The organism is Mesorhizobium sp. B2-1-3 (assembly GCF_006442495.1).
GTDB lineage: Bacteria > Pseudomonadota > Alphaproteobacteria > Rhizobiales > Rhizobiaceae > Mesorhizobium.
Genome location: NZ_VFWL01000004.1, coordinates 166,346 through 178,307, shown reverse-complemented (window position 1 = coordinate 178,307; position 11,962 = coordinate 166,346). Strand labels below are relative to the sequence as shown.

General features: G+C 65.3%; 11 protein-coding genes. 10 read left to right on the top strand and 1 reads right to left on the bottom strand.

All coding sequences use genetic code 11. The annotated features are described in order from the left end of the window. Positions 1-77: 77 nt before the first annotated feature. The 9 genes from FJ973_RS10025 to FJ973_RS09985 all read left to right on the top strand — a co-directional run bounded on the left by FJ973_RS10025 (position 78) and on the right by FJ973_RS09985 (position 9,602). Positions 78-1,274 (top strand): UxaA family hydrolase, encoded by a 1,197-nt coding sequence (locus FJ973_RS10025; RefSeq protein WP_140555621.1) that lies wholly within the window; start codon positions 78-80, stop codon positions 1,272-1,274. A 35-nt stretch (positions 1,275-1,309) separates the two neighbouring features. Then, entirely contained in the window at positions 1,310-2,080 is a 771-nt protein-coding gene (locus FJ973_RS10020) for an ABC transporter permease (RefSeq protein ID WP_140555620.1), read from the top strand. Beyond that, a complete protein-coding gene (locus tag FJ973_RS10015; RefSeq protein ID WP_140555618.1) occupies positions 2,077-2,829 on the top strand; it encodes an ABC transporter permease in 753 nt (250 codons plus the stop codon). The genes FJ973_RS10020 and FJ973_RS10015 overlap by 4 nt, the downstream gene beginning before the upstream one ends. After that, positions 2,826-3,632, top strand: coding sequence for an ABC transporter ATP-binding protein (locus tag FJ973_RS10010; RefSeq protein ID WP_140547458.1), 807 nt, complete (start codon positions 2,826-2,828; stop codon positions 3,630-3,632). Before FJ973_RS10015 ends, FJ973_RS10010 begins: the two co-directional genes overlap by 4 nt. Before the next feature lie 24 nt (positions 3,633-3,656). After that, positions 3,657-4,889 carry a PhnD/SsuA/transferrin family substrate-binding protein gene (locus FJ973_RS10005; RefSeq protein ID WP_140497572.1) on the top strand — a complete coding sequence of 411 codons (1,233 nt, stop codon included), beginning with the start codon at positions 3,657-3,659 and terminating at the stop codon, positions 4,887-4,889. Between the two features lie 57 nt (positions 4,890-4,946). After that, positions 4,947-5,846, top strand: coding sequence for an NAD(P)-dependent oxidoreductase (locus tag FJ973_RS10000; RefSeq protein WP_140555617.1), 900 nt, complete (start codon positions 4,947-4,949; stop codon positions 5,844-5,846). Beyond that, the gene (locus tag FJ973_RS09995) at positions 5,843-6,124 is read left to right on the top strand and encodes a UxaA family hydrolase (protein ID WP_140497576.1); all 282 of its coding nucleotides are present in this window, start codon (positions 5,843-5,845) and stop codon (positions 6,122-6,124) included. Before FJ973_RS10000 ends, FJ973_RS09995 begins: the two co-directional genes overlap by 4 nt. Positions 6,125-6,251: 127 nt before the next feature. Then, a complete protein-coding gene (locus FJ973_RS09990; protein ID WP_140555615.1) occupies positions 6,252-7,040 on the top strand; it encodes a DeoR/GlpR family DNA-binding transcription regulator in 789 nt (262 codons plus the stop codon). 84 nt (positions 7,041-7,124) lie between these two features. Continuing rightward, positions 7,125-9,602, top strand: coding sequence for an FAD-dependent oxidoreductase (locus tag FJ973_RS09985; RefSeq protein WP_140555613.1), 2,478 nt, complete (start codon positions 7,125-7,127; stop codon positions 9,600-9,602). Here FJ973_RS09985 and FJ973_RS09980 read toward each other — a convergent pair. Beyond that, complete coding sequence (locus tag FJ973_RS09980) at positions 9,599-10,468, bottom strand: LysR substrate-binding domain-containing protein (RefSeq protein WP_140497582.1); 870 nt, start codon at positions 10,466-10,468, stop codon at positions 9,599-9,601. The two genes, FJ973_RS09985 and FJ973_RS09980, sit on opposite strands and share 4 nt — an antisense overlap. A 293-nt stretch (positions 10,469-10,761) precedes the next feature. Here FJ973_RS09980 and FJ973_RS09975 point away from each other — a divergent pair, with 293 nt between their 5' ends. Next, positions 10,762-11,961: a 2-aminoethylphosphonate--pyruvate transaminase gene (locus tag FJ973_RS09975; RefSeq protein WP_140497584.1), complete on the top strand. Its 1,200-nt coding sequence runs from the start codon at positions 10,762-10,764 to the stop codon at positions 11,959-11,961. Position 11,962: the final 1 nt, after the last annotated feature.

The following is an 11,962-nucleotide window of genomic DNA, read 5'->3' as shown; positions in this document are numbered from 1 at the left end:
GCCCTTGCCAAGGCGACATTTGATCAAATATTGAGATTTGAAGAGATTGCCACGCTCGCGACGGTTTGGAAACGCCAATGCCACTGCCTGCCTCCGGTGCCGACAAAATCGACGGCCTGCCGCCATTCAGTGGCTACAGGCGCGCCGATGGCCGCGCCGGAATCCGCAATTATGTGCTGATCCTGTGCATCAATGGTTTGGCGCTGCGTGTCAGCGAGCGAATCACGGCGGGTCTCGAAGGCGCGCTTCTGGCCGCGACGAGCGCGGGCAGGGGGCACATCGAGCCGGACCTCGGCCTGCACCTTGATCAACTTGTCGGTCTCGGCCGCAATCCGAACGCCGCCGCCGTTCTGGTGGTCGGAGTGGATTCGGCGACGACCGAGATGGTCGCGGCCCGCATTTCGGCTTGCGGCAAGCCGGTCGCCAGCGTTTCTTTCGCCGAGCAGCATGAGGACATGCTGTCGGTCATGGGCGAGGGCATCAGGCGCGGCGCGGCGTTGCTGCGCGAGGCTTCGCGGATCCGGCGCGAGAACTTGCCCGGCGCGCAGCTGGTGGTCGGCATCGAATGCGGCCATTCCGACGCGACGTCGGGTCTGGTCAGCAATCCGGTCGTGGGGGCCGCGGTCGATCTTCTGGTTTCGCATGGCGGCACCGTCATTGTCGGTGAGACCGTCGAGTGGCTGGGGGCAGAACATATACTCGCGGCGCGCGCTCGCGATGCAACGGTGGCACGACAGATCCTGCAGGCCGTGGAGCGCAAGGAACGCTTCGCCGCCGCTTCCGGCCACAGCCTGACCGGCAACAATCCGGGCGAGGAGAATATACGCGGCGGGTTGAGCACGATCGAGGAGAAGTCCCTCGGTGCCCTGGCCAAGACGGGAACTTGCCGCATCGACGGCGTGCTCGGCATGGCCGAGCCGGTCACCGCCGGCGGCCTTTACCTCATGGACGGCCCGTCCTTCTCGCCGGAATCGATGACAGGCTTCGCCGCGGCCGGTGCCCAGATCATGCTGTTCACAACCGGGCCAGGCAACAGCACCGCGAGCGCGCTCGCGCCGACGATCAAGATCACGGCGCGGCGCGAGACGGCTCGCCGGCTGCCTGAGCAGATCGATTTCGACGCCAGCCCGGTTTCGGAGGGGATCGAAACCGTCGCCGAAGCGGCGAACCGGCTGCTGGCGACCATCCTCGATGTCGCCGGCGGCACCCTCACCTTCGGCGAGATTTTGGGGGAAGGGCTCGAAGTTCCGACCCGCGTGCGGGGCTCGTTGTGACGGCTATCTCCTCGAACGATGCCGGCCAAAGGACAATGCGCTTTGCGCGCCTGACCAGCCTGTTCGTGTATTTGCGCACGATGGGCCTGTTCGTCCTTGCCTGGTATGTCGGCTCGTTCTTCGTGCCTTCGAAGCTGCTCTTGCCGTCGCCGGTCGCGGTTGCGCTTGCGCTGCGCGATACGGCCCTCAACGGCGAACTGCTCGGCAATGCAGGGATCAGTCTGGCCCGTCTGCTGGCAAGCGTTGCGGCTGCCGCGGCGGTGGCGGTGCCGCTCGGGCTGCTGATGGGCCGCAGCCGGCTCTGGAACGATCTGCTCGAACTGCCGGTGGAGATCCTGCGGCCGATAGCCGGCATCGCCTGGATACCGCTTGCGCTCTACATGTTCGGCATCGGCCATCGGCTGCCGCTGTTCATCATGTTCTATACCGCCTTCTTCCCGCTGCTGATCGGCACCGCCGCGGGCGCCGCCGCCGTCGACAGGCGGCTCGTCGCGGCGGCCAGCACGATGGGCCTGTCTGGGCGGGCGATCATGCGGCGCGTCATCGTTCCGGCGGCGCTGCCGGCGATCCTGGTCTCGGCACGGCTTGCGGTGGCGGCCTCGTGGACCGCCGTCGTCGCTGCCGAACTGGTAGGAGCGCCGAACGGCCTCGGCTACGCCATCGAATACTACCGCAGCATGCTGTCGACGCCGACGGTGATGGCTTTCATCGTCGCGATCGGCCTGCTCGGCTTCCTGACGGACAAGGGGTTGCGCTGGCTCTCGGATGTCTTGACCCCGTGGGCGCGGACGGAGGTGGCGCGATGAACAGGCTTGCGCTTCGCCTCATCGTTCCGGTGCTGCTGCTGGTCGTCTGGGAAGCTCTCGCCTCCGGCTCCGCCCAGGCGCCGCGTCCCAGCACGGTGGCCGAAACGGCCATTTCCATGCTGCGCGACGGCGATCTCGTGGCCGGTCTCGCCACCAGCCTCGGACGGGTCTTCGCCGGCTTCGCGGCGGCGGCCCTGTTGGCGATCCCGCTTGGCATCGCCATGGGCAGCATGCCGGCCGTCGAGCGCAATCTCGATCCGCTGGTCGAGACCTTCCGGCCGATAGCGGCACTTGCCATCTTGCCCCTGGTTATCCTCTGGTTGGGCTCGGGCTCCGGGGCAGCTGTCGCCATCGTTGCCTATGCCGCCTTCTTCCCGATCCTGATCAACACCATCTCGGGCGTGAAGCGTATCGAGCCCAGTCTGATGCGCGCCGCGCTGACCATGGGGCTGGCGCCGCTGACGCGGATGCGGGTGGTGCTGCTGCCGGCCGCCTTGCCATCCATTCTGGTCGGCATGCGCATCGGCCTCGGCATCGCCTGGACGGCGATCATTGCCGCCGAACTTGCGGTCGGCGCCAAGTCCGGCAGCAGCGGCGGCATCGGCCAGATGATGTTCGTCTTCTACGCCTATTCGATCAACCTCAACGGCATGGTGGTCTGCATGATCGCGGTCGGCATCGTGGCCTTCGCGCTCGACCGCATCCTGCGTGCCGCACTCGCCTTCGCCGTGCCGTGGAGCCAGCCATGAGCGATGCCAAGATCCGCCTCGACGGCGTCAGCAAATCCTTCGGGGAATCTGCCTCCGTGGTGGCGGTCGACAGCCTGTCGCTGGACATCAAGGCCGGCGAGTTCATGGCTATCGTCGGCCCATCCGGATGCGGCAAGACGACCGTTCTCAACATGCTCGCCGGCCTCGACAGGCCGACGTCGGGTACGATGAGCCTGAACGGCAGGCCGATCGAAGGACCGGGGGCCGAACGCGGCGTGATGTTCCAGGACTATGCCCTGTTTCCCTGGCGCACCGTGCGCGGCAATGTCGAGTTCGGATTGATCTATGGGCCGGCCGGGCGAGGGCTTTCGCCCGCGCAGCGCGCCGACCGCGTCAACCGCACCGTCGAAATGGTCGGCCTGACCGGCTCCGAGGACAAGTACCCGCACCAGCTATCGGGCGGCATGCGCCAGCGCGTGGCACTGGCGCGCCTGATGGCGAACGAGCCGGAAATCCTGCTGATGGACGAACCGCTAGCGGCGCTGGACGCGCAGACCCGCGTCATCCTGCAAGACGAATTGCTGCGCATCTGGGGGCAGGACCGCCCCGCTGCCGAGCGGCGGACGGTCGTCTTCATCACGCACGCCATAGACGAGGCGGTGTTCCTGGCCGACCGGGTCGCGGTGCTAAGCAGCCATCCGGGTCGCCTGAAGCAGGTCATCGACATCGACCTGCCCAGGCCGCGCGGCGACGAGACGCGGCGCTCCGGCGATTTCGCCAGGCTCAGCCAATCGATCTGGGAACTGATCCGCGAAGAGGCTTACCGCGCAACGATGAACTGAAACGACAACAGGGAGAGGATTGTCATGAGGAAACTTCTGGAAACCGCATTCAACCGACGCGCAGTCCTGAGTGGTGCCGCGGCTGCCGCGCTGGCCATGCCATCGATCGTGCGGGCGCAGGACCGCAAGCCGGCCAAGGTCTCAATCGGCCGCCAGCCCTACGCGGCCGGCAACTCGCCGCTGACGCAACGCATGATCAACGAAAAGCTGCTCGAGAAGGCGGCCGCCGAACTCGGCTACGACCTGACAGTCGACTGGCGCGACTATCCTTCCGCGCTGCCGATGGTGGAGGCTTTCGTCTCCGGCGATCTCGACATCGGCATGTGGGGCAACACGCCGATCGTGCGGCTGCTTTCGCAGGCGCAGCCGATCAACATCCTCACCGTCGGCGAGGGCCACATGCGCATGGTGCTGGCGACCCGCAAGGGCTCCGCTATCAAGAACATCGGCGACCTCAAGGGCAAGACCGTCGGCGCGCTTGTCGGCGGCGACCCCTACAACGCGCTCTCGCAAATGCTGCTGCAGGAACTGGGCGACGCCGACCCGCGCGCCTTCGGCATCAACATCGTCAACACGCCGACCCAAGCCGTTGCCGCGTCCCTCCCGGAGGGCATGGACGCGTCGGTGGTGATCTACCCGGCCTTCCTCAAGGCGAATGCCGAAACCGGCCTCACCGGGATCATGAATTCGTTCGGCTATACCGAGGCCGGCTACAGCGGACCCGCGGGCGAGGGCGAAGGCCACATGCTGCCCGGCGTCAAGAAGTCGAAATTCTACCCCGACGGCTACTATTTGCACCGTTCCTTCTGGATCTGCAGCGACCGCATCGTCGGCGACGATGCCGCGCTCGGCCAGGCCTTCCTGACGGCCGCGCAACGCGCGCTTGCCGATCTCCAGAAGATCGACCCGCGGGAGATCTCGCAGTCAGTTGTCAAATATTGGGGGCTCGATCCTGCGCTGGGCGCCAAGGTCATCGGCGACGAGGTGCTTTTCCAGCGCGGCTGGATCTGGCCGACCGAAGGCGATGCGGCGGCGATCAGCCAGATCTCCCAGTTCATGGTTGCCGGCAAGATGATTCCTGAGGCGCTGAGCTGGGACCAGGTCAAGGCCGCCTTCGGCAAGGCGGCGCCGCTGCTTCAGAAAGCCTATGAGGGCACGGGCAAGGTGCCGGACGAAAGCGGCTTCACCGACAAGAATGCCAAGGATCTGCGTGGCCTGCCGGCATGGCAGCTCGACCAGTGGAAAGTGCCGTCCTGAGGAGTTCGGGGGGCACGCGCATTCGCAGCAGAGTCATTCAGGGAAGGAAGTTGATCCATGACGTCAGTCGGTTTTGTCGGACTTGGAACCATGGGCGCACCCATGGCCCGCAACGTGCTCAAGGCAGGACATGCGCTGACGGTCTTCGACCTCAACCCCGTGGCGGTGAAAAAACTCGTCGACGCCGGCGCCCGGGCGGCGGCGTCGCCGCGCGAGGTTGCGCAGCAATCGGAAATCGTCATCACCATGCTGCCGGATGCGCCTGATGTGGAGGCCGCCGTGCTCGGTGCCGACGGCATCGGGCATGGCCTCAGGGCCGGCAGCCTCTATATCGACATGAGCACGATCGACCCGCAGACCACCCAGCGTATCGGCGCATGGCTGGCGCAACGCGGCGTGGACATGATCGACAGCCCTGTTGGCAAGACGGTGGAGCACGCCATCGCCGGAACCTCGACGCTGATGATCGGCGGCGATGCCGCCGTGCTGGAGCGCGCGCGCCCGATCCTGTCGAGCATGGGGGCCGACCTCATCCATTGCGGCGGGCTCGGCATGGGGCAGGCAATGAAGCTCACCAACAACCTGCTGGCCAGCGTGCTGATAACGGCCAGCTCCGAGGCGCTGGTCGCCGGCGCCAAGGCGGGCCTGACGCTCGACACCATGATCAACGTGCTGAAGACGACGATGGCCTGGAACCAGCAATTGGCGGTGGCGATGCACAATCGCGCGCTCAAGGGCGACTTCGAGCCAGGCTTCATGGTCAAGCTCGCCCACAAGGATTGCCGGCTTGCCCTGGCGATGAATGATGCGCTCGGCGTCGAGACGCCGGTCGGGGGCGCCACGCTTGCCGTGCTCAGGGAGGCGATGGACGCCGGCATGGCCGGCAAGGATGTTGGCGCCGTGCTGAAGTTGCGCGAAGACGCGACCGGCGTCCAGGTCCGGCTTGCCGGCGCATGACCAAGCCTGGAGCCATAGTGCTGCACGCTGACGACGACGTGGCTGTCCTCGTGGAACCGGTCGAGGCAGGCGCCGAAGTGACGACGCGAGGCGCCCGCGAGGGGGTTGTCCTCAAGGCCGGCGCCGCGTTGCAAGCCGGTCATAAGCTGGCGTTGCACGACCTGGCCGCCGGCTCCACCATACGCAAATACGGCGAGGCGATCGGCCGCCTGACGGCTGCCGTGGCGGCCGGCGACCACGTCCACGTGCACAATCTGCAAAGCCTGCGCGGACGCTGACGCTGGGTCAGCACCCGAACAGGGCCAGACCTTATCGATCGACTATGGCCACGCCGTCCTCGCGGTTGCCTCCCGGCCGGTTCACTGCCACATATCGCAACATCATTCGTTCGATATGAGGTTCTTCATGTCCCCCGACAGCCGTCTGCCGGCACGTGCCCTTGCTCCTCGCCGCCATGACGAGATCCTGAGGCGCCTGGGTGCCCAGGGCTCGGTCAGCGTCGCCGAACTGGCCGGCTTTTTCGACGTCTCGCGCGAGACCATCCGCCGCGACCTGAAGCTGCTTTCAGACCAGGGACGGCTCGGCATCGTGCATGGCGGCGCCGCTCGCTTCGAGCCGAGCGAGCCGGCGATGGGCCTGCGCAGCCGGGAGAATGCGCGTGGCAAGGCGGCGATCGGCAGGGCGGCGGCCGGCCTTGTCAGCAGCGGTATGGTGGTGTTCCTCGATTCCGGCACCACCACCTTGGCCGTCGCGCAGGCCATGAACGACCTGCGCGATCTCACCATCTGCACGACCAGCCTGAAGATTGCACTGCATCTGTGCCATGTGCCCGGCATGCGCGTGCACATACTGGGCGGTGAAGTCGACCCAGGCGAGGAGGCCGCTTCCGGCATCGATGCGCTCGATGCAATGGCGCGCTTTCGCGTCGACATCGCCTTTCTCGGCGGCGGCGCGTTGTCGCCGAATGGCGAGGTGACCGATTTCACCAGGGCCGGTGCCGAGCAGCGCGGCCGCATGATCGCGCTCGCCGGCAAAACCTATTTCGTCCTCGACAGCAGCAAGTTCGGCAAGCTGACGCCGCTCAGGATTCCGAATTTCGACCGCGCCGCCGGCGTTATCGTCGACGCCCGGCCGCAAACTGCGCTTGCCGACGCGCTTTTACAAAAAGGGCCGGAACTGATCATCGCATCTTGATGTGATATTTTGTGACTTTTTGGCTTGATATTTGACTTTCCTGTGTTAGCTTGCCGACCATCCCTCAAGATGGCGGAACCCCTCATGGCACATGAATTTCCCACGCAGGCACGCGTCGTGATCGTCGGCGGCGGCATCATCGGCTGCTCCGTCGCTTATCACCTGACGAAGCTTGGCTGGGCCGACGTCGTCCTGCTTGAACAGGGGCAGCTCAGCGGCGGCACCACCTGGCATGCCGCGGGCCTGGTCGGGCAATTGCGCAGCCATTCCAACATGACCAGCCTGATCAGGTACTCCACTCAACTCTATGGCGAACTGGAGGCCGAGACCGGTCTCGCGACCGGCTGGAAGAATTGCGGCTCGCTGTCGGTGGCGCGCACCGCCGACCGCATGACGGTGCTGAAGCGCACGGCTGCGTCGGCGCGTGCGCAAGGGGTTGAGATCGATGTCATCTCGCCGAGCGAAGCCGGCGATCTGTGGCCGGTCATGGCGACGGACGATCTGGTCGGCGCGGTCTGGCTGCCTGGCGACGGCAAGGCCAATCCGACCGATCTCACGCAATCGCTCGCCAAGGGCGCGCGCAATCGCGGCGCGAGGATATTCGAGCGCGTCAAGGTCACCGGCATCACGGTGAGAAACGGCGTCGCCTGCGGTGTCGAGACCGACCGTGGCGACATCGCCGCCGAGATCGTCGTCAACTGCGCCGGCCAGTGGGCGCGTAAGGTCGGGCTGATGTGCGGTGTTTCGGTGCCGCTGCATTCGGCCGAGCACATGTACATCGTCACGGGCCGGATCGAGGGTGTGCATCCGGACCTGCCCGTCATGCGCGATCCGGACGGCTTCATCTATTTCAAGGAAGAGGTCGGCGGGCTGGTCATGGGCGGCTTCGAACCGCATGCCAAGCCGTGGGGCATGAACGGCATCCCCGAGAATTTCGAGTTCGCGCTGCTGCCGGACGATTGGGATCAGTTCGAGATTCTGATGGAAAACGCGCTGGTGCGCGTGCCGCAACTGGCGCAAGCCGAGGTCAAGAAGTTCTACAACGGTCCCGAAAGCTTTACGCCCGACAACAATTTTCTCCTCGGCGAGGCGCCGGAGCTGAAGAATTTCTATGTTGGCGCCGGCTTTAACTCGATGGGCATCGCCAGCGCCGGCGGTGCCGGCAAGGCGCTGGCCGAGTGGATCGTCAACGGCGCGCCGACCATGGATTTGTGGCCTGTCGATATCAGGCGCTTCGCCGCCTTCAACAACAATCCGCGCTGGCTGCATGATCGCGTCAAGGAGACGCTCGGTTTGCATTACGCCATGCCGTGGCCGAACCGCGAGCTGGACACCGCCCGACCCTTCCGCCGCTCGCCGCTCTACGACCGGCTGGCCGCCAGGGGCGCCTGCTTCGGTTCCAAGATGGGCTGGGAGCGCGCCAACTGGTTCGCGGCCCCGGGAGAGAGGGCCGGGAACGATTATGCCTTCGGCCGCCAGAACTGGCATGAGGCAGTCAAGCGCGAAATGAAGGCGACGCGCGAGGCTGTTGCCGTATTCGACCAGACCTCTTTCGCCAAGCTTCTCGTGCAGGGCCGCGACGCCTGTGCCCTGCTCAACCGCATCTGCGCCGGCAATGTCGATGTACCGGTCGGTACATCCGTTTACACGGGCGTGCTCAACGCGCGCGGCGGGTACGAAAGCGATCTCACCGTAATGCGACTTGGTGCGCAAAAATTCCTCATCGTCACCGGTTCGGCGCAAGCGGTCCACGACGCCGACTGGATCGCCAGGAACATCCCACCGGACGCACATGCCATCGTGACCGACGTCACCTCGTCCTACGCGGTGCTGGCGCTGATGGGGCCGCGCTCGCGCGATCTCCTGGGCAAATTGTCGTCGGCCGATCTTTCCAACGCCGGCTTCCCCTTCGCCACCATCCGCGAGATCGATATCGGCTACGCTACCGCCTACGCCAACCGCATGACCTATGTCGGCGAGCTCGGCTGGGAGCTGATCGTGCCGACGGAATTCGCCGTCGGCGTCTACGAGGCGCTGCACGAGGCTGGCGGCGAATTCGGCCTCCTGGACGCCGGCTACTACGCGCTTGATGCCTTGCGCATCGAAAAGGGTTTTCGCGCCTGGGGCCGTGAGTTGACGCCTGACATTACCCCCTGGCAGGCGGGGCTTGGCTTCGCCGTCGCCATGGACAAACCGGGTGGCTTCATCGGCCGTGACGCGCTGGTCGAGGCCAAGCCGTCGACGGCGCCAGCAAAACGCATCGTACTGTTCACGCTCGACCATGCCGAGCCGATGCTGTGGGGCGGCGAGCTGATCCTGCGCGACGGCAAGCCCGTCGGCGAGGTCCGCTCGGCCGCCTACGGTCACACGCTTGGCCGCTCGGTGGCGCTCGGGCTGATCGAGAACGAGACGGGCGTCGACGCTGCGTTTCTGGCTAGCGGCCGTTTCGAGATCGATCTTGCCGGCGTTCGCCACGCGGCCACGGCACATTTGCGCACCCCTTACGATCCGAAGTCGGAACGGGTGAAAGCGGATGTGGAGGAGATCAGGGCCGCCGCCTAATCCGCCGACATCGAACGCGCCATGTCGAGGAAGGCGCGCACCAGCTTGCCGCCGCTGCGTTCGCGCAGGCAGATCAGCGCTTCGTCCATCAACGTCTCAGGCGCGTCGAGCGCGATCGCTACCAGCCGCGAATCCTGGCCGAATTCGGCCGCCGAGACAAAGCCGATGCCGGCACCCGAGGCGACGATCTCGCGGACGGCTTCACGGCCTTCCGCCTCGATCACCGGCCTGAGTTCGACCTTCGATGCCGCGGCCAGATCCTCGAGCTTCTGGCGCGTCTTGGAGCCGCGCTCCCGCATGACCAGCGATTCCTGCGCGAGTTGCTTGAGGCTCAATGATTTCTTGCCCGACAGCGGATGATCGACGGACGCAAAAGCGATGATCGGCGTCGAATTGAGTTTCAGCACCTCGAAGTCGCGTCCGGTCGGCACCTCGCCCAGCACGCCGATGTCGGCATCATAGCTGTAGAGGCTGCTGATTACCGTCTCGGTGTTGCCGGCGCGCAGCGAAACCTGGACGCCGGGATAGCGCGCGCGAAAACTGCCGAGGATGTGAAGCAGATGATGCGCGGCGTCGGCGACGATGCGCAGCGTGCCGGAGCGCAGGGCGCGCGATTCCGTCAGAAGCTCGAGCGCCTGCTGCTCGGTGTCGAACATGCGGTGGGTAATTTCGAGCAGCTTCTGGCCCGAATGGGTCAGCGTGACCTGCTTCTTGTTCCGGTTGAACAGCAGCACGTCATATTCTTCCTCGAGCTTGCGCACCTGGTCCGAAATTGCCGGCTGCGTCAGGAACAGCGCTTCCGCGGCACGTGAAAACCCGCCTGATATCGCCACCTGGTGAAAGGCTCGCAATTGAACGTAGCGCATGTTCTCACCTTTCTAGATCCGAGTTCCGGCCGCCAACCTATCATAAGCCTCGCAGGCAAAAAGGCATGAAGGAACGATTCTTCTTATATCTGGGGAGGATCGCCCACGGTCACGCACGTGTCATGGATACCACGCAGGCTGCGCTCGGCTGGAGGCGCGATTATCCCGCCGGGCAATAATTCGACTGCAAGCCAGATCATCGGGTGAGCTTATACATCAATACAAAATAACGATTTTACAAATACGTCGTTCCAGCCAAGAATGGCCCCACATAAAAAGCAGCGGAGGACACTATGCTCGCCGAGACGAAATTTGCCGCGGAGCCGTTGGCCGGTCCGGCGCTGGGCGAGCCGTACCTGCTGACGCCGGGGCCGCTCACCACCTCCTATCCGGTCAAGCAGGCGATGCTGCGCGACTGGGGATCCTGGGACGGCGATTTCCGCGCCATGACGTCAGACATGCGCCGCCGCCTGCTGGCGCTGACCGGCGATGCGAAAGGCGAATTCGACTGTGTGCCGATGCAAGGCAGCGGCTCCTTCTGCGTCGAGGCGATGCTGGGTTCGTTCGTGCCGAAGGACGGCAAGGTTCTGGTCCTGGCCAATGGCGCCTACGGCCTGCGCGCGGCCCAGACCATGCAGTATCTCGGCCGCGCCTATACGCTGATCGACAAGGGCGACTACCTGCCGCCGCGCGGCGACGAGGTGGCCGCCGCCCTCGAGGCCGATCCTGCCATCACGCATGTGATCGCCATCCATTGCGAGACCAGTTCCGGCATCCTCAACCCCGTCGCCGAGATTGCCGAAGCCGTCCATGCCAAGGGCCGCAAGCTGCTGGTGGATTCCATGAGCGCCTTCGGCGCCATCGCGCTCGACGTGAACGAGATCCGCTACGAGGCGATGGTCTCGTCCGCCAACAAGTGCATCGAGGGCGTGCCGGGCTTCGGCTTCATCATCGCCCGCAAGAGCGAATTGGAAGCCGCCAAGGGCCGCAGCCATTCGCTGTCGCTCGACGTCCATGCGCAGTGGGCGCATATGAACAAGACCGGGCAGTGGCGCTACACTCCGCCGACCCATGTCGTCGCCGCCTTCCTCGAAGCGCTTCGCCAGCACGAGGCCGAGGGCGGCGTTGCCGGCCGCGGCGCCCGCTACACCAGGAACCGCGACGTGATGGTGGCCGGCATGCGCGAGCTCGGCTTCGAGACTTTGCTCAGGGATCGCTGGCTGTCGCCGATCATCGTCACCTTCTTCAACCCGGCCCACGCCAACTTCGCCTTCGACCGCTTCTACGAGCTGATGAAGGACAAGGGCTTCATCATCTATCCGGGCAAGCTGACCGTCGTCGATAGCTTCCGTATCGGCTGCATCGGCCAGATGGACGAACATGTCATGCGCCGCGTCGTAGAGGCGGCGGCGCAGTCGCTGAAGGAGATGGACGTCGACACCGCCGCTCCTCCCGCCGCGGCAATCGCCGAGCGCGCCAAACTCGCCGCCTGAA